The following is a 19,262-nucleotide window of genomic DNA, read 5'->3' as shown; positions in this document are numbered from 1 at the left end:
ATTTCAAAATATATTTTAAATTAAGTTCTAACTTTACTCTATATCTATTATATTTAATCTAAAAGCTATAAGCAAACAAAAATGAAAATTTCTATCAAATTGTGATTTTTTTATCAAATTTCAGCAAAAAAAGACCGCCATTTAAGACGGCCAGGTTGCTTTTTTAACTGTTATCTTGGCTAAAGAGTCAGTAATGAAGATATTTTTTGATATTTTTTCTTACCAATTCCCTTAACCATTGTTAACTCAGATTTCTTTTTGAAATCTCCATTTTCCTCCCGATAGGCAACTATTCTCTCTGCATAGGCATTTCCAATCCCCGGAAGTTCAGCCAGTTCTGCCGCTGCAGCCTGATTAATATTAACTTTTTTTCTTTTCTTTTTGGAAGCAGTTTTCTTGCTGGGAGCCTCCGTTTTCTTAGCTTTCGATTTAACTTTAAGTTTTTCAGCGTTTTCAGGCTGATAAACTTTTATTTTCATTTCAGACTTATCTTTCTGTTTAGGTCGCTTAGCTTTTTCTTCAGTCAGATTATTATAGAGTTTGGAATATTTTTTAGCTGAATTATGCCAGCTGTAATTTAGGTCCATTACTCTATTGACCAGTTTATTCCAGACTCCTTTCTGTTCATAAAAAGAAACTGCTCTTTCAATTGTATGGAGCATGTCATGAGCATTGTAATTGCTGAAGCTAAATCCTGTTCCCTCACCGGTTTCTTCATTATAAGAAACTACAGTATCATTTAAACCACCTGTTTCTCTTACAATTGGAATAGTGCCGTAACGAAAACTGATTAGCTGACTTAAGCCACAGGGCTCAAACCTGGAAGGCATTAAAAACAGATCACTACCTGCATAAATTTGATCAGCAAGCTGAGCATCATACTTAATATTTACTGAAAGGTTATCAGGATATTTATGCTGTTTAGCCTTAAAAAATTCTTCGTATTCTCTCTGACCGGTACCCAGAATTAAAAACTGAGCCCCAGTTGCCATGATTTCATCAAAAACAGCTCTAACCAAATCCAGACCTTTCTGTTCAACCATTCTCGAAATAAAACCAATCAAGGGTTTATCAGCATTGACTTCCAGACCAAGTTTCTGCTGAATATGAATTTTATTGGCCAGCTTTTTGTCAATTTCTCCTTTAGAAAAGCGAACAGCTAGATTTTTATTTGTTTTAGGATCAAATTTTTCATAACTAATCCCATTTAAAATTCCACTCAGATCATCAGCTCGCATTCTTAAGGCATAATCCAACCCTTCACCAAAATACGAAGTCTGAATTTCTCGAGCATAACTTTCACTTACCGTTGTGATATGGTCGGCATACATAATCCCGGTTTTCATATAATTAAGCAGACCATTATGCCTGATATTACCACTTTCCCAGTGATGTGGTGCCACTCCCAAAACATCTCCAGCTGAATGACCTGCAAACTGTCCCTGATATTTTAAATTATGAATAGTAAATACAGTTTTAATATCCTGATAATAGCTCTGCTGACGGTATCGATCTGCAAAAAGCAGTGGTAATGGTCCTGTCTGCCAGTCATTAGCATGAATAATATCCGGTTTAAAATCAATTACAGGCAGCATATCTAAAACCGCCTGGGAGAAAAAAGCAAACTGCTCATGTTTGTCATCATTTTCATAAATTGAATCTCGATCAAAATAATATTTATTATCAATAAAATAAACTGGAACTCCATCTTCCTCAAGTCTGTTAACACCTAAATATGTATCTCTCCAGGCTAGTTTTGTCCGAAAATGGCAGACTGATTCCATTCTTTCTTTGTATTCTTCTGGAATCTGTCTGTACTGTGGAATCACCAGTCTAACATCATGCCCCTCTTCTCTTAGTGCCTGTGGTAAAGAACCAGCAACATCAGCTAAGCCCCCAGTTTTAATAAATGGATCCGCTTCTGAAGCAACAAACAAAATCTTCTTTTTACCTTTTTTCATGGAGCCACCTCCTGTGATTATAAAAACAATTCTATCTACTTTCTACTCATTTACAAAATCAACTAAATTATATTTGTTAACCTTAGTTTAATAAATGTCAAGAATAATGTCAACTAAATCGTTTTTTCAGAAAAGAGTCATAATTTGAGATCTATCAACTGATTAATTAAAGGAAATTTAACGGAAATAGAGAATAAATACAATACAACAGTAGATTTATAAAATTTTTAAATAAATTTTTTATCAAGATTTTAGGGGGGGAGTTTAATGCCTAAAAATAATTATCCTGGTGATTATGATAGATATTTATTTCATCAGGGCAGACACTATGAGAGCTATAATTTTTTAGGGTCACATATTACTAATGAAAATGGAAAAAAAGGTGTTCGTTTTACAGTCTGGGCACCAAATGCTGAAGAAGTAAGTGTAGTAGGAGATTTCAATGACTGGGACAAACATAAAAACCCAATGAAAAAAATTAAAGACTCCGGTATCTGGACCACTTTTATTGAAGAAGCAGAAAATAAAATGTACTATAAATACTGGATTAGAGGCTATAGGGGGGTAATTAGAGTTAAAACCGATCCTTATGCCAGAAGACAGGAAACACCTCCAAAAACAGCTTCTCAAATTTATGAAACTGAAACTTTCAACTGGCAGGACAATAAATGGCTTAAAAAACGAAAAAATTCTAATCATCTTAAAGAGCCACTAAGCATCTATGAAATGCATCCCGGTTCCTGGAAACAGGATGATGGTGAATTAATGAACTACAGAGATATAGCTGATGAACTGGTACCATATATTAACGAGATGGGTTTTACCCATGTAGAATTAATGCCATTAACAGAATATCCTTTCCCTGGTTCCTGGGGATATCAAACCACGGGTTATTTTGCCTTAACTTCCCGATACGGAAGTCCTGAAGATTTTATGTATTTTGTTGACCAACTGCATCAAAATGATATTGGTGTGATTATGGACTGGGTTCCGAGTCATTTCTGTAAAGATGATCATGGACTGCGTTTATTTGACGGTTCTCATCTCTATGAAAGTTCTGATCCCAGACGAGCCGAAAATATTCAGTGGGATACTTTAAACTTTGACTTTGCTCAAAATGAAGTCTGGAGTTTTTTGATCTCCAGTGCCAATTACTGGCTGAATAAATTCCATATAGATGGATTAAGAGTTGATGCAGTAAGTAATATGCTTTATTTAAATTATGAAAAAGAAGATGGTCAGTGGGCTGCTAACGAGTATGGTGGTTTTGAAAACCTGGAAGCCATAGAATTTATCAAGGAATTAAATAGTGAAATGTTTGAACGTTATCCTGGTATTTTAATGATTGCGGAAGAATCAAGTGCCTGGCCCCTGGTTACAGCTCCAGTCCATGATGGCGGACTTGGATTTAACTTTAAATGGAATATGGGCTGGATGAACGATACTTTGGATTATATGGAACATGATCCAGTCTACAGAAAATGGGAACATAATAAATTAACTTTTTCGAGCATGTACAGTCAAAGTGAAAATTATGTACTGCCTCTATCCCATGACGAAGTTGTCCACGGCAAAAAGTCACTGCTGGATAAAATGCCAGGAGACTACTGGCAAAAATTTGCTAATCTGAGACTTCTTTTTACTTATATGTATGCTCACCCCGGTAAAAAACTTCTCTTTATGGGTGGGGAATTTGGTCAGTTTATTGAATGGAATTATAAACAAAGCCTGGACTGGCTGCTGCTGGACTATGAAAAACATCAGTTAACTCAGGAGTTTATGCAGGAGTTAAATCAGGTTTATCGTAAAGAAAAGGCGCTCTGGGAACTTGACCATGAACATGAAGGTTTTCGCTGGATTGAGGCAGATGATTATGAACAGAGTGTAATCAGTTTTATCAGAAGCGCTGAAAACGAAACTCAACAGCTGGTGATTGTCCTGAACTTTACTCCTGTGCCCAGAGATAATTATCGAATAGGAGTTCCGGGTCCCGGTGAATATGAATTACTTTTAAATAGTGATCAAAAAGTTTTTGGTGGTTCGGATTATGAAACTGCAGCTAGAGTTAAAACTGAAGAAATTCCTTTTCATGGTTTTGATTATTCAATCAGCATTAATCTGCCACCTCTGGCTGGAATTTACTTAAAATACAAAGAAGAAAACAAAAAGAACAAAAATAAGAAAACTAAAAGTCTTAAAAAATCAACAGAAAATAGTAAGGGTTCCAGAATAGAAAAAGCCACACAGGAATAGTTTATTTTCAATTTTTAAAGGAGGTAATCAATATGCCAAAAGAAGAAATGCTGGCCATGCTGCTTGCCGGTGGCAAAGGGACCAGACTCGGAGTGTTAACAAAAAACATTGCCAAACCTGCTGTACCCTTTGGTGCTGAATATAGATTAATCGACTTTCCTCTTAGTAATTGTACCAATTCTGGAATAACTACTGTCGGTGTTTTGACCCAGTATAAACCACTGGTTTTAAACAGTTATATCGGCAGTGGGAGTTCCTGGGATCTTGATCGTCACAATGGTGGAGTTACTGTACTTCCTCCTTATGTTAAGGAAGGCGGTGGTTCCTGGTATAAGGGGACTGCAGATGCAATTTATCAGAATATAGAATTTATAGATATTTATGATCCAGAATATGTACTAATCCTCTCCGGAGACCATATCTACAAAATGGATTATGCAGAAATGTTAAACTATCATAAAACAAAAAATGCTGATGTTTCAATAGGAGTTCTGGAGGTTCCCTGGGAAGAAACCCATCGCTTTGGAATAATGAATACCAATGAAGATCAAAAAATAATTGAATTTCAGGAAAAACCAGAAAACGCTAAAAACAATCTGGCCTCTATGGGAATCTATATTTTTAACTGGGAATATTTGCGAAAGTATTTAATTGAGGAAGCCGAAGAAAATGATGATTCAGCCGGCGATTTTGGTCATAATATTATCCCAAAAATGATGGCTGACAATCTCAATTTCTACGCCTATACTTTTAAAGGTTACTGGAAAGATGTAGGAACCATTGAAAGTTACTGGCAGGCTCATATGGATCTTTTAGGAGAAAAGCCAATTCTGGATCTTCAGGATCGCAACTGGATTATTTACAGTGTTAATCCCAATCGTCCTCCACAATATCTATCCGAAGATGCTGAAGTAGATAATTCAATGATTAACAAAGGAACTCAGATTATGGGTACAGTTAAAAACTCGGTTCTCTTTTTCGGAGTTAAAGTGGCTCAGGATGCTGTAGTTGAAGATTCAGTTATTCTACCCAATACCAGAATCCGAAGTGGTGCTAAAATTAAAAATTCAATCGTAGGTCGAAATGTAATTGTCGAAAAAAATTCAAAAATTGGCCTGGAAACAGATGATAAAAAAAGTAATGAACTAAAAATAACAGTTATTGGTGATGATGAGGTCATCCCGGAAGCTTCAAATATAAAAGCAGGAATGGTGGTGGGATAAATGATGATGACACCGATCTATAAAAAAGGCGGAGCAAATATGAATAATGTAATGGCAATTATTAATAACGCACTTGATGAATCTTTTCTGGATAAGTTAACTGGACATCGTTCTCTGGCTTCTGTTCCTTTTGGAGCCCGCTACCGATTAATTGATTTCCCTTTGTCAAATATGGTTAATTCGGGGATTACCAATGTTGGGCTGCTTTTGCAGACTAAATATCGTTCTCTAATGGACCATATTGGTTTTGGCAAAGCCTGGGATTTAGACCGCAAAAGAAATGGTCTCTTTATCCTACCTCCTGCGCATATTTATCAGGCTAACCGGGCCTATAAAGGTGACCTGCAGAATTTTGCCAGTAACATTGATTATATTAAGCGCAGCAATCAGGAATATGTTATTATAGGAAGTCCCAATGTAGTTGCCAATATTGACTACAGAGACGCTTTTAAATATCATATAGAAAATGATAATGATATTACAATAATCTATCGTCAGCTTGAAGTTTTCCGTCGGGATACAACTTATACAGTAATCAATACTGATGATAATGATCGTATAATTGACATGAAGGTTAATCCCAAAAAAAATTTCTATAAAAAAATATCCTTACAACGCTATATTATGAAAAAAGAACTACTGCTTGATATAATTGACGAATGTATTTCTAAGGGAGAATGGGATTTTGTCAAAAATGCAATAATAGGCAACTTAAACAATTTAAAAGTCTATGGCTATCCTTTCCGTTCCTACGCAGCTGTAATTAACTCAATCAATGGTTACTATAAAAGTAATCTGGAACTTTTAAAACCAAATGTCTGGCAGGATCTTTTCCTTAAAAATGGGCCAATCTATACCAAACCTAAAGATGAGGCTCCCACTGGCTATAAAAATGGTGTCAACGCCCGGAATATTCTGGCTGCAAATGGCTGCTCAATTAAAGGTGAAGTTAAAAATAGCGTTTTATTTAGAGGAGTTAAAGTTCATCCAGGTGCAGTTATTAAAAACTCTATTATTATGCAGAAATCAGAGATTGGCGAAAATGCTTATCTGGAAAATGTGATTTTAGATAAAGGTGTTCAGATAACTGCTGACAAATCTCTTAAAGGCGATACTAACTTGCCCATGATAATTGCGAAAAACACCATAGTCTAAGCTTATTATATCTATAAATTATATTAAGGCAGGGAATTAGCTAATTCCCTGCCTGTTTAATATCATTTAGGCTGACTCCCTTTTAATTAACTCGACATCCAGAATATTTTCTGTTTCTACTTCCTCACCTTCTACTGCCTTTAATAGCAGTTCTATACCTCTGCGAGCAATAGCCGCTGTAGGCTGCCGGATGGTTGTGATTTCTGGCCTGAACAGCCGGGCCAGCTCAAGATCATCATAACCAATAACTTTTAAATCATCAGGCACCCTGATCCCATTATTTTCAGCCTCTTTGATTACTGCTGCAGCAATCAAATCACTGCTGGCAAAAATACCATCAATTTTTCTTTTATTTCTAAAAATTTCTCTTGCTAACTTTTTATACTCCTGACGATCAAAACTATTTAACTGACACTGATACTTTTTTACTTTTAGGCCTTTTCTGTTTACTGTTTCTTTAAAGCCCTTAAAACGCTGGTTGGAAAGTAAGTCCAGTTCCAAACTACCTCCAATATAAACTAATTCTTCAGCCCCCTCTGCCAGCAAATGTTCTGCTGCCAGTCTGCCTCCTTTAAAATTATCCGAACAGATATAGGGAATTCCTTCGATCTGCCGGTCAAAAGTTAGCACAGGTAAGTCTACCTTAATTTCTTTAGCAATATCTAAAGTATGACTTGCCAGAAAAATACCATCAACCTGCTGAGCTCGCAGCATATTTATATAATTTTTTTCTTTTTCGGCCTCCATTTGAGAGTTACAAAGCATTATTTTATAACCATTTTGGTGGGCATAATTTTCTAAATATGACAATAGGCTACTAAAAAAAGGATGATAAACTGCCGGCAGAATCACTCCCAAAATATCAGATTTCCTTTTTGAAAGTGACCTGGCTACTGCGTTAGGTCTGTAATTTAATTCCTCCATTACCTGATAAACTTTTTCTCGAGTCTCATCTGCTATATAGCCACGATTATTAATAACCCGGGAGACTGTGGTCACTGTTACACCAGCTTTTTCCGCCACATCTTTTTGTGTAGTCATAGTTTAATACCTCCTGGATTTAAAAAATCAAAAATAAATATTCTTTATTAATTTAAATTTTTAAACAGTCAAATTCCAATCATTTAATTTTAAACTCTTTAAATTAAAGATCAAAGGTATATATTTATAGCTTTAAGCTTTCCATTTTATCTTTTTGAGGATTAAAATAGTCTATTTCAAAACTATTGCTGCTAAAATCTACATTTAAAATTGCTTTCGCTTCTTCCTTCTGCCAGCTAATTTTTAATTCTTCTTCCGATTCAGAATTATGGATAGTATAATTTCCATTAAAAGCTGGATAGGAGTTCCTAAATTCCATCAAACTAATCAGCTTTTCCACTACAGGTCTTTTAACTTCATTTTCAATTTCTGCTTTTGAATAATAATGACGATTGATATTCCGACCTACCTTTGTTTCTTCCAGAAGTTCAATATCATTTTTGCCAGCCAGCATTCCTACATAATATACCTGGGGAATACCGGGAGCGAAAAACTGTACTGCTCTTGCTAAAAGATATGCATCATCATTATTGCCCAGAGCTGAGTAATAACTACAATTAATCTGATAAATATCCAGATTATCATAGGCCTCACTGCTATAAACCTTTTTAACATTAGATCCCTGTTTATAAAGCATCTCTCTGGTTGCTTCTATTTCCTGATCTGTCATTAAATCCTTAACATCAACTACACCTATACCATCATGTGTATCCAGAGTGGTATATTGATTGTCCGGTGATTTTTTAAGCCACTCTTTTAGTCTTTTGGAAGTCGAACTATAAATTGAATGTAGTAATAGCATTGGTAGAGAAAAATCATAAACTGGATGGCCTTTTTCTGCAATTTTAAGCTGAATCGAATGATGTTCGTGAATTTCAGGCAAAATCTCAACATCTTTTTCAGCCAGGATATCTTTACAGTAGTCCAAGATTTCCCAGATATCAGGTTCAATAAAAAAACAGCTTGTACCAGCCTTTTTAACTGCATAAGCAAAAGCATCCAGTCTAATAATTGAAGCACCTTGAGCAGCTAAAAACTCCAGACTATTTTTGATAAATTCCTTAACTACATCAGATTCCATATTTAAATCCAGCTGTTCTTCCGCAAATGTACACCAGATTTTTTCTTCTGTACCATCTGCAAACTCAACATCAATATAGGGAGCACGGGGTTTACGTTTATAAATTAAATCAACTTCTTCCTCTGTTGGCTCACCATCTTCCCAGAAATCCTGATAACGAATAAAAAAATCAGCATATTTAGAGTCATCCTTATACTGCTGAAAATCTTTAAAGTACTCAGACTGTTTTGAAATATGATTAACCATAAAATCAAACATTAGATAATAATCTTCTGACAGAGCTTTAATATCATTCCAATCACCAAAGTCAGGATCAACTTCCCTGTAAGTAAGAGGTGCAAAACCTCTATCTGCAGAGGACGGAAAAAAAGGTAAAATATGAACTCCTCCAACTGCCTCCTGAAAATGTTTATCAAGAACTTCTTTTAAATCTTTTAAATTTTTGCCCATACTATCTGCATATGTAATTAACATTATTTCATTTTTGGTTGCCAATTTAATCCCTCCAGAAATTTTTTGTTTATAAATTATATTTATATTTTATTATCTCTCAATTTATATGTCAAGCGCTTAACATATTTTATAAAAAAAGAAGGAGGTAGTCCCTCCCTCTATATTTTTAAGCTTTTTTAATCTTGATTAAATAGAAAACTATAAATAATATTTCTAAATTTGCCTGATTATTGGTTCACCTTCAATTAAATCACAGTAGTCTTCTACCCCACCATCATTAAGAGCTGTCTCAATGATTTTTCTACCAACTGGATCCAGTCCGGGTTCTAGATACTGTTTAATACACTTTTTAAAGAAATCAGAAAGAATTTTTCCTCCAATATCATAAGCTTTTTCGCCAACTTCAGGCTGACGATGAACCTGTAAAAATTCTTTTTCTATATGCTGCCCTTCGACCAGTAATTCCTGCAGAGAATAACCCAAAAGCGGCATTCTGGCCAGTTTCAATTGATCTTCAGTAAACCAGGCTCCTCCACGACGGGCTAAATACTCTCTAGTTATCCATTCTGGCATAAATCCTACTTTCCAGGCTCCAATATGCTGATTAGGTATTAATATATATTTTACTTTTGGAGTGTCCATAATCTGCTCCAGTAACAAATTAGCCTGATCTACTTTTTTACCGGTAGCAAATGGCCAGTAAGAACCTACACCTTCGGAACTCATTCCATCACCTGTAATAATACTTGGGTTTCCGTGTCCCCTTGGAGCAACTAATCTCCATAACCAGGCAAGTGCTGGTGGAAGAACATGAAATAAGCCCATAATTCCATAAGTAGGATTTTCCTTAGTACAGGGAGGAACTCTCACCCCAAAACTGCGGACATCAATAGAAAGTGGTTCTTTTAAAACATCCGGGATAATATCACGCGGTATTGTTACCCTTGGGTTAGGACATGATTTACCCGGTTCATCTTCTATATGCTCCCAGATTAAAGCAGTACTATTTGGCGCAGCATCAATATTTAAAAATAATAATGGTTTATCTGGATTAGCACTAATTGCTTCCAGGTTAGGTTCAGTACCATATTTATCAATATGGTCAACTCTTACAAACCAGGAATTTTCTGCATCCATTAAAGTTAATTTACCATTATCTTTTTGCAGTGAATTGTGACAGATTGCCATATCATCAGTCATTGGTCTTAAACCACAACCCTGTGGTAGAGTAATGTGGAATTTCTCATCTGTCATTAAGTTTTGACCAAAGAGCAGACGTCCGCTTCTTTCACGGTGCATATCTTCCAGCATCTCACTTTTACCACCACCACTGGCACCTTCGTGAGAAATATTGACAGTATTACCATATGGAGTCACAACCTGAACTGCAGAGCAGTGTAAAGTTACCCATTCTTCTTTTTCTCCCTGATTGATCAGCATACCATAAACTCCCTTTTTAGCACTGGGTCCGGGATAAAGATTATAGGCAAACATTTCGTATTTACTGTCCAATCTACGATGTACAACAACCTGTTCACCGTCAAAATGAGTATGTCTAAACGGTGGTGCAACATAGATATGAGAGGTAGGCTTAAATACTTCCTCTAACTCACGGGTATCAACAATTCCCTGCAGCAATGAAAGACCAAACGCAAAAAAACCGGCATTTGCTGGCACCAGTGCCAGTGCCTTCACACCCAGTCCATTAGGTCCTGTTTCAAAAAAGAATAAAGCTAACTCCTGTGTCTTCAACCACTCAAAAGTCTCTCCGCGCATATTCTTTTCAAAACTTTCTCCATATCGATTTTCATATCTTTCTTTATCTGTTGGTTTATCATCCGCAATCAGCATACAGTTAGGATCACGACGGCGCATATAAGGTTCAGGATAATTGGCGGAAATACCATTTCGGACCTTACAAACTACAGCCTCCACCACCTCACCCTGATCAGGTATATCATACTTTACTTCCTGACAGCCATTTTTAGCATCTCTAACTGACAACTCGACCAGCTGCTGTTCATTATGAGCAACTGTGTATTTAGGACAGGCCTCCAGTAGTTCCTCAACTTCTTTTGGTAACTCAACGTTCTTTAAATTCTCATCTTTAATCATTCTTTACTCTAATACTCCCTTCTTTGTAATAAATTTTTTAAATTTTGTAAATAAGTAAAATTTGCCACAATTTAGTGCAAACACTTCCCTACTCAAATACTTAGTACTAATTTTATCACAAGAAGAGAAAAGCTACAAGCATTTAATAACCTGTAACTAAATCTGCTGCATAGATTACCATTCCTGTAATTGGAGGTACCATTACTTCATGAGAATAAAAAAATCTTATTGGCTCTGTTCCAGCTTCCTTATCATCAACTACAATTGCCCAGGTCCTGTCTTCTGGCAAATAAAACTGCTTCCATTCATGAGAAGGATTTAACAAAACCAGAATTGTACTCCAGGCATCTTCATTAGCATTATTAAAGATACCATAACCAACTGTAGCAAATGGAGAATCAATAAAATGCAGTTTTTCTTTAATTTCTGTTCTATTACGAATTCTAAAAGCCGGGTGGTGGCTGCGCAGATTAATCAGACCCTTAACATAATTAAAATGATCTCGATAAGTTGTTTTCCTTTCCCATTTTAATTCATTAATCTCAATTCCAGAATTAAAACTATTTTTGTCTCCAAATTTAGTCCGTAAAAATTCGGTTCCCGCCTGCATAAAAGGCACTCCCTGTGATGTTAACAAGATTACCTGTCCCAGTTTATGCATCTTTTGTCGCTGTTCTTCGTTAGCCCCTGGACAGGAACGGGCCAATTTATCCCAGAGAGTTAAATTATCATGAGAATCAAGATAATTAATGCTTTCTCCCGGCTGCAGTGTAAAACCATATAAACGTCTTTCTTCCAAACCAATTGCTCCAATAACGCCTTCGTCAATTTCTCTTTCCAGACCAATCTCACCCTGAATAAAACCCCTGCCAGTGCCATCACTATCACCTTTAAGAGCATTGCGGAAATTGTCATTAAAAACTGAAATCCCTGTTCCCCGCTGATCCCCCTTGCGAATTTGTTGATAGCGCTGCAGCTGTGGTTCCAGAGCTGTCCAGGGTTCTCCATAGATTAAAACTGACGGATTTTCTTTGCGCAGCTTATGTTCTGCCAGCAGCATTGTTTCTCGATCGATCGATGACATCAGATCAAAGCGAAAGCCGTCAATATGATATTCCCGGCTCCAGTATAACAAAGAATCAACTATATATTTACGCATCATTTCCCGTTCAGTAGCAATCTCATTTCCACATCCTGATGCATTAGCAAATTTACCATCCTCTGTAAACCTGTAAAAATAGTTAGGAAAAATCTTTTGAAAAGGAGAATTTTGGGTATGATAGGTATGATTATAGACTACATCCATTACCACTCCAATTCCATAAGAATGAAGGGTTTTGACCATCTTTTTAAATTCATAAATTCGACTTTCATTGGCAGGATCAGAAGCATAGGAACCTTCTGGCACCATATAATATAAAGGATCATAACCCCAGTTATAATCATCAGGGTCTGTATCATCTACAGATGCAAAATCATACACAGGCAGTAAATGTACATGAGTAACTCCAAGTTCCTTGAGATGAGCGATTCCGGTCAGCATTCCTTCTCGATTAATACTGTGTCTTTCAGTAAAAGCAGTATATTTACCCTGGTGTCTGATACCACTTTCTTTTGAAGCTGAAAAATCTTTAACATGAAGTTCATAAATAACCGCATCAACAGGGTCTTCCAACTCCACTTTTTTGTCATGAGTCCAGGTTGGAGGATAAACTCGGGAAGGATCAACTATCAGTCCATACTCACTGTTGGTTCCAACTGCTTTCGCCCAGGGATCAACAAAATTATATTCTCTGCGGTGAACTTTTAGCCGCAGCTGATAATATTTTCCATAAAATTTATGAGGCAATTTAGTTTCCCAGGTATCACTGAGGGCAGGCTGCATTTTATATTCAGCCATTTTATTTAAGCCCCTGTCATCAGCATAAATTTCTATTACAGCTGACTGAGCAGGAGGAGACCAGATCTTATAATTTATACTGTCCTGAGAAAACGTTAAGCCCAGATCATCTCCAGCATAGTATAATTTAGCTGGTTTAATATTTAAATTTTGATTAAACATAAAAATCAACTCCACTACTAATAAGGTATTTTTATCAGATAGCATTAAGATTATTGATCAATTAATGTCAGACAAAATAGTTCTCTGTATTAATTATAATTCTTTATCTTTATTACTATTCCTGCTCTCAGCTGAGATTAATTATTATAAAAAACAGGTTATTTAAAATTTATGTAGAAATAATATTTAAGAGTAGCTTTAAAATTAAAAATGTGAGGTGAGGCGATTGTTAACAATTCATGACAGTTTAAGTTTTGCAGAAAATGACTTTGATATAACTGCTTATGGAGAGGTTTTGCTGGATATGATATCCAGGGAAGAAGCACCGCTTAAAGAATGTGTTAATTTTACTCGTTACTTTGGTGGTTCCCCGGCCAATGTATTAGTAAATATGCAGCGCCTCGAAAATAGAACTGCTTTTATTAGTCGTATTGGTAAAGATGAGTTTGGCGAATATTTGACAGAAATTTTAGAAAATGAAGGCATCAATCTGGACTGTATGCAGTATGATCAGGAAGAGGGTACACCAATCATATTTGTTAATAAAAGTAAGGAAACTCCTTCCTGGCTTGCTTATCGAGGAGCAGATATTAATCTACAGATAAGTGACAGCATATATAACAAAATTAACAACTCTTCAATCTTTTTTACAGGCAGTTTTATTCTCTCTAAAAATCCGGCTCGTTCAACTGCTATTAAAGCTATTGAATATGCTATAAAAAAAGATAAATTTTTTGCCTTTGATCCCAGTTTCAGGGCTAACCTCTGGCCGGAAGGAAGCAAAGGAAGTAAAATCATCAGAGAATTAATTGCTCAAGCTGATGTAATCAAACCATCTCTAGACGACGCCTATCACCTTTATGGTCAAGACCATCCAGAAAACTATATAAAAAAATACCACAATGATGGAGCAAAGATTGTCATTTTAAGTCTGGGTAAAGATGGAGTAATTCTTTCAGATGGAAGTAATAAAGCTCTCCATATACCTGTTTTTTCCGAAAAAGTTATAGATGTTACAGGTGCTGGAGACTCATTTTGGGCAGGATTTTTGACCGGTATTCTTAAAGGCCTGCCAGTTAAAGAATCAGCCAGACTTGGAAATGCAGTGGCCGCATTTAAAATTCAGGGAGTAGGTGCTCTTTCTTCAGTTCCACCATTAAGAGAAATAATATCTTTTTACGATATTCAGCCAATTGAAGGAGGTAATTTTAATGAGTGAAATTAAACATGTAGCATTTTTAAACCCTCAGGGTAATTTCGATCAAAATGACAGTTACTGGACAGAACATCCTGATTTTGGAGGTCAGCTTGTTTATGTTAAAGAAGTAAGTATGGCCCTTGCTAATATGGGGGTTAAAGTAGATATAATTACTCGTCAGATTAATGATCCAGAATGGCCTGAATTTAGCAAACTCTATGACAGCTATCCGGGTTGTGAAAATTTAAGAATAATTAGACTTCCTTTTGGCGGAGATAAATTTCTGGCCAAGGAAAAATTGTGGCCACATTTAAAAAAATATGTCGATGCTATCGCCGAATTTTATGATGAAGAAGGTGCCTTTCCCGATTTTTTTACAACCCATTATGGTGATGGAGGGCTGGCTGGTGTGCTGCTGAAAGAAAAAATGGAAACTCCATTTTCCTTCACCGGTCACTCACTAGGAGCTCAAAAAATGGATAAACTTAATTTTACAAAAGAAAACTGCGAAGAATTAATTGAGCGCTTTAAATTTCACAGTCGAATTATTGCTGAGAGACTATCCATGAAATTTTCCAATCAAATTATTGTAAGTACCTCACAGGAAAGAATGGAACAATATTCCCACTCCTATTATCAGGGAGCTGTGAACATAGAAAACGATAAAAAGTTTTCGGTTATTCCTCCTGGAGTAAATACTGATGTTTTTGATGGCAGTTATTCTGAAGCTACTGCCAGGATGATAGATCAGTACCTTGAGCGAGATTTGGAAGCAAATAGAGTTGATAAACCGGCTATTATCTGTGCCAGCCGTCTTGATCAGAAGAAAAATCATCTCGCTTTAGTCAAAGCCTTTGCCGGAGATCAGGAATTACAAAAAAAATCTAATCTGGTTATTACTCTCCGCGGAATTGAAAATCCATTTGAAGATTACAGCTCTGCTGCTGGAGAAGAAAAAGAAATTTTAGATCAAATAATGAATGTTATTAAAAATAATAAGCTTCAGGGTAAGGTTTCAATGTTTCCTCTAAGCAGTCAAAAAGAACTGGCAGAATGCTATGGTTATTTGTCAGAAAAAGAGTCCGTCTTCTCTCTAACCTCATTTTATGAGCCATTTGGTCTGGCTCCAGTTGAGGCAATGGCAGCCGGATTACCAGCCGTTGTTACTAAAAATGGAGGTCAGAGTGAAATTATGGCAGATGACGAATTTGGAATTCTAATTGATCCTGAAGATCCCCAGGATATTGCCCGGGGCCTTAATAAAATTGTTGGCCGACATGGAGTCTGGCGTGATTATCAGCTTAAAGCACGCGAAAGAGTTGAGACAACTTATACCTGGGAACAGACTGCTAAAAGATATCTAAAAGCCATGGAAAAAGGATTAAGCTATGAAATACCTGTAATCCACAGCGAAATTCCAGCCTATTATTTTTTACCTGATAGTGATAATGAACATAAACTGCTGGAAGAGTTTAAAGAAAAAGTATTTAAAAAATAGACATTTGCTGAAAATTTGATATAATGAACAAATAGGAATAGATATTATTATAAAATTTGTGCAATCGTTTGAGCAATTATTAATAGGGAGTGATTTATTAATGAACAATAATAAGCCGCACACAGCTTATTTCTGTATGGAATACGGTTTAGATGAAAACATGCGGATCTATGCAGGTGGACTTGGAATTTTAGCAGGAGACATTCTAAAAGCAGCAAAGGAATTTTCTTATCCTGTAACAGGAATTGGACTTTTATGGCGCAAAGGTTATTCAAAACAGGTAATAAATGATGAAGGTAGACCTGAGGATCAGCATCCTGTAAATAAAGAAATTTATGATTACGCTGAAGATACTGGAGAAACTGTTACCGTCACAATTAGAGATCAGGAGGTAACTTTAAAAATCTGGAAACTGGATAGATTTGATAATGCTACTCTTTATCTACTTGATGCAAATCTACCTGAAAACAGAAAGTATCAGACAATTACTGATGGTCTTTACGATGGTTTTAACGAGAGAAGAATTGCTCAGGAAATAGCACTCGGTATTGGTGGAGTTAAAGCAATTCGAAAACTCGGCTTAAATATTGATATTTATCATTTTAATGAAGGACATGCAGCCTTAGCAGGAACAGAATTGATTAAAGAAAAAATGGAAACAGGTATGGACTTCCATACAGCCTGGGATGATGTTAAAGATGATATTGTCTTTACCACTCACACCCCAGTTAAGGAAGGAAATGAATCTCACAGTCTTGACAGCCTCAAGAAAATGAGTGCTTTTAATGGACTAAGTAGAGAACAAATGAAAGAAATTGGTGACAGCCCCTTTAGTATGACAGTGGCTGGTTTACGTCTGGCTAGAATTTCTAATGGAGTTGCTAAACTACACGGACAGACATCTCGCGAAATGTGGAAAGATGTTGCCGGTAAATCACCTATCATTTCAATCACTAATGGAGTCCACAGAGGTACCTGGGTAGATGATAGAATTATTGAAAATATGGGAGATCAAGAAGGAATTTATAGTACTCATCAGACAATGAAACAAGAACTTGTTGACTTTGTCAAAGAAAGAAATGGGGCAGAACTTGATCCTGATAAGTTAATTATTGGCTTTGCTCGCAGGGCAACAGCTTATAAGAGACCTAATTTAATTTTCAAAAAATCAGATATTATTGATCCTTATTTAGAATCTGGAGAGATTCAGCTGGTCTTCTCCGGCAAAGCACATCCAACTGATGACAATGGCAAAGAAATTGTGGCCAATCTGGTTAAAAAAGCGAAAGAATTTCCTAACAGTGTAGTTTTCTTAGAAGACTACAATATGGAAATTGCCCGTTATATGACTCGTGGTGTTGATATCTGGTTAAACAATCCCCGCAAACCACTTGAAGCCAGTGGTACTTCCGGTATGAAAGCTGCCATGAATGGTGGTTTAAACTTGAGTATTCTTGACGGCTGGTGGGTTGAAGGTTGTGAACACGGAATCAATGGCTGGCAGTTTGGAGATGGCTATGTAGGTGAAGGTCAGGATGAAAGTGATCTTTATGCCCTCTACAGAGTTCTATTCAACGAAGTTGTTCCAACTTTTTATGGTAACAAGGATCGCTGGAAAGATATGATGGCAGAAAGTATTGATACTACCTATGAAAGATTCTCCGCTAAGAAAATGCTGGAGAGATATTATGGGGAAATGTATAATAAATAAATAATAAAAAGAATTGGCCATAACCTGCACGACGACTTTCATTAATAAATAATAAGCTGCAGTTTCTAACTCCTTTCAGTCAGACATGGAAACTGCGATCGCTTATTATTTATATTCAAGTCTGCTCCGGTTAAAGTGCCAATTCTTTTTTTATTTATATTTATTTGGAGATATTTTTAACCAAAATAGTTACTCTGCTCTACCAAATCTTCTAACATTGCTAAAACTTCTTCAGTCCCACCGGCCTGTTCTTCTACTCCAGCGGCAAAATCCCTGCTTGCTTCTTCTATCTCATCAAGAATAATATCCAGTTTATTACTTTCCTCAATGTTAATATCGAATTTATCTGAAGCTATTTCGAAACTATTTAACACTTCTTCATTTTGCGCTGATACCTCTTCTGAATTAGCTGAAACTTCCTGAATTGAAGCTCCTGCTTCTTCTGTTGCTGCTGCCTGTTCTTCAGATAACTGATACATTGAATCCATAGCCTTATATACTTCAGCAGCATTTTCTGTTACCTCATTGAAAACAAATTCTACAGTTTCCTTTTTGTTTTTATTCTGTTTATTTTTATCAACTCGCAGAAAACTCTTAACTTGATTGGCATTAACAGTTATTTCATCCAGAATATTTTGAACCTCAGTTGTAGCTCCATTACTTTTTTCGGCAAGCTGTCGTATCTCTTCTGCCACAACTGAAAAGCCTCTGCCGGCTTCTCCTGCTCTTGCTGCTTCAATAGCAGCATTTAATGCTAAAAGATTGGTCTGGTTAGAAATTTCAAGAATAGTATCTGAAATAGAATCTATATCATCAATTTTCTCCTGTAAAGTTTCAGTAGCTGCAAGCGTTTTCTTTAAAATCAAATTACCCTGATGAATTAACTGATTTGTTTCTTTCATTTCATTCCTGCTTCTGGCAGCTTCATCTCGAATTCCAAGCGAATTTTCAGCTAAATTTTCAATTACTTCTGTTAATTCTTCATTTGCTTTTGCTATTTCTTCTACTGCTGTGGTTGTCTCACTTAAATTATTATAAATATCTTTAAATTCAATACTGGTCTGATTATTTGCCTTATTTACCCTTTTAACCGATTTAATACTTTTTGATAATTGCTCATCTAAATCTTCATTGCTGGCAGCAATTTCTTCAGAAGCAGCCGCTATATCTTCCAGGGCCAGCTTGCTGTTACCGGTTGCCTCTTTGATTTCACTAAGTCGATAATTGATTTGATTTGTAACCAGTTTAATAACTACCAATGAAATAACTACGGCAATAATGGCCAGTGAAATGGGCACTGTTAATAAGGCAGTATCTAAAGAAGTCCGATAAATATTATAAATTGAATAGGCACTAATTAACAATACCAGAGCCAGCATTATCAGATATGAAAACTTAATTTGTTTTTTTAAAGATAGTTCATCTATCCTAAACTTTCTTTTCTTTTTCACTTATTTAATCTCCCCTTTAGCTTTTAAAAAATAATTGCACAGCAATTAATAGTATATTAT

General features: G+C 36.0%; 12 protein-coding genes. 6 read left to right on the top strand and 6 right to left on the bottom strand.

Annotated features, from left to right (window positions below; translation table 11 throughout):
- Positions 1-179 precede the first annotated feature (179 nt).
- A complete protein-coding gene (glgA, locus tag BW929_RS05155; RefSeq protein ID WP_076544306.1) occupies positions 180-1,961 on the bottom strand; it encodes a glycogen synthase GlgA in 1,782 nt (593 codons plus the stop codon).
- A gap of 267 nt (positions 1,962-2,228) precedes the next feature.
- Here glgA and glgB point away from each other — a divergent pair, with 267 nt between their 5' ends.
- From glgB to glgD, 3 genes are read left to right on the top strand one after another with little or no spacing between them, the layout of a single operon-like run.
- Positions 2,229-4,214, top strand: coding sequence for a 1,4-alpha-glucan branching protein GlgB (glgB, locus tag BW929_RS05150; RefSeq protein WP_076544305.1), 1,986 nt, complete (start codon positions 2,229-2,231; stop codon positions 4,212-4,214).
- 32 nt (positions 4,215-4,246) lie between these two features.
- On the top strand, positions 4,247-5,437 hold the full coding sequence (locus tag BW929_RS05145; RefSeq protein WP_076544304.1) for a glucose-1-phosphate adenylyltransferase: 1,191 nt from the start codon (positions 4,247-4,249) through the stop codon (positions 5,435-5,437).
- Entirely contained in the window at positions 5,438-6,592 is a 1,155-nt protein-coding gene (gene glgD / locus BW929_RS05140) for a glucose-1-phosphate adenylyltransferase subunit GlgD (RefSeq protein ID WP_233493791.1), read from the top strand.
- A gap of 66 nt (positions 6,593-6,658) precedes the next feature.
- On the opposite strand, the gene BW929_RS05135 is transcribed toward glgD, so the two are convergent.
- From BW929_RS05135 to pulA, 4 genes are all read right to left on the bottom strand, one after another.
- Entirely contained in the window at positions 6,659-7,633 is a 975-nt protein-coding gene (locus BW929_RS05135) for a LacI family DNA-binding transcriptional regulator (protein ID WP_076544303.1), read from the bottom strand.
- 124 nt (positions 7,634-7,757) lie between these two features.
- A complete protein-coding gene (gene gtfA, locus BW929_RS05130) occupies positions 7,758-9,209 on the bottom strand; it encodes a sucrose phosphorylase (RefSeq protein WP_143414014.1) in 1,452 nt (483 codons plus the stop codon).
- Between the two features lie 171 nt (positions 9,210-9,380).
- Positions 9,381-11,282 carry a DUF4914 family protein gene (locus tag BW929_RS05125; RefSeq protein WP_076544302.1) on the bottom strand — a complete coding sequence of 634 codons (1,902 nt, stop codon included), beginning with the start codon at positions 11,280-11,282 and terminating at the stop codon, positions 9,381-9,383.
- Between the two features lie 142 nt (positions 11,283-11,424).
- Positions 11,425-13,344 carry a type I pullulanase gene (gene pulA / locus BW929_RS05120; RefSeq protein WP_076544301.1) on the bottom strand — a complete coding sequence of 640 codons (1,920 nt, stop codon included), beginning with the start codon at positions 13,342-13,344 and terminating at the stop codon, positions 11,425-11,427.
- 226 nt (positions 13,345-13,570) lie between these two features.
- Here pulA and BW929_RS05115 point away from each other — a divergent pair, with 226 nt between their 5' ends.
- From BW929_RS05115 to glgP, 3 genes are all read left to right on the top strand, one after another.
- Entirely contained in the window at positions 13,571-14,563 is a 993-nt protein-coding gene (locus BW929_RS05115; RefSeq protein WP_076544300.1) for a carbohydrate kinase family protein, read from the top strand.
- Complete coding sequence (locus BW929_RS05110) at positions 14,556-16,040, top strand: glycosyltransferase (protein WP_076544299.1); 1,485 nt, start codon at positions 14,556-14,558, stop codon at positions 16,038-16,040. Before BW929_RS05115 ends, BW929_RS05110 begins: the two co-directional genes overlap by 8 nt.
- 100 nt (positions 16,041-16,140) lie before the next feature.
- Positions 16,141-17,751 carry an alpha-glucan family phosphorylase gene (glgP, locus tag BW929_RS05105; protein ID WP_076544298.1) on the top strand — a complete coding sequence of 537 codons (1,611 nt, stop codon included), beginning with the start codon at positions 16,141-16,143 and terminating at the stop codon, positions 17,749-17,751.
- A gap of 176 nt (positions 17,752-17,927) precedes the next feature.
- Here the strand turns inward: glgP and BW929_RS05100 are convergent, their stop codons facing one another.
- Positions 17,928-19,202 (bottom strand): methyl-accepting chemotaxis protein, encoded by a 1,275-nt coding sequence (locus BW929_RS05100; RefSeq protein WP_076544297.1) that lies wholly within the window; start codon positions 19,200-19,202, stop codon positions 17,928-17,930.
- Positions 19,203-19,262: the final 60 nt, after the last annotated feature.

The sequence above is a fragment of the Halanaerobium kushneri genome, assembly GCF_900156285.1.
Classification (GTDB): Bacteria; Bacillota; Halanaerobiia; order Halanaerobiales; family Halanaerobiaceae; genus Halanaerobium; species Halanaerobium kushneri.
Note: the sequence above shows the minus strand (reverse complement) of the source record. Positions and strands in the feature narration are given on the sequence as shown.